At 40.2% G+C, this 224-nt stretch carries 1 pseudogene; it reads right to left on the bottom strand.

Annotated features, from left to right (window positions below):
• A pseudogene (locus H5187_RS24985) lies at positions 1-224 on the bottom strand (IS3 family transposase); the annotation flags it as partial.

Here is a 224-nt window from a genome sequence, read left to right as displayed (position 1 = left end):
TTCTTTCCTTGCCCCTGAATCCTGCGCGTTTGTAATAAGCGTTATTAATTCATGTCGCTCAGCCTGTGTTGTTAATCGTCCTCGTTGAAACCCCAGAGTGCATCCGCTTTTTTTTTGAGAACAAGTAATGCCGCTGTTTCAGCTAAGGCTTTATCTTTACGATTAAGCTCTTTTTGCAGCTGTTTTATTTCTTGCTTTAACTGTTTACTGTCTGATTTAGCTAG

The organism is Pseudoalteromonas sp. SG44-1 (assembly GCF_014164315.1).
In the GTDB taxonomy this organism is placed as follows: domain Bacteria; phylum Pseudomonadota; class Gammaproteobacteria; order Enterobacterales; family Alteromonadaceae; genus Pseudoalteromonas; species Pseudoalteromonas rhizosphaerae.
This window is presented reverse-complemented; position numbering and strand designations above follow the sequence as displayed.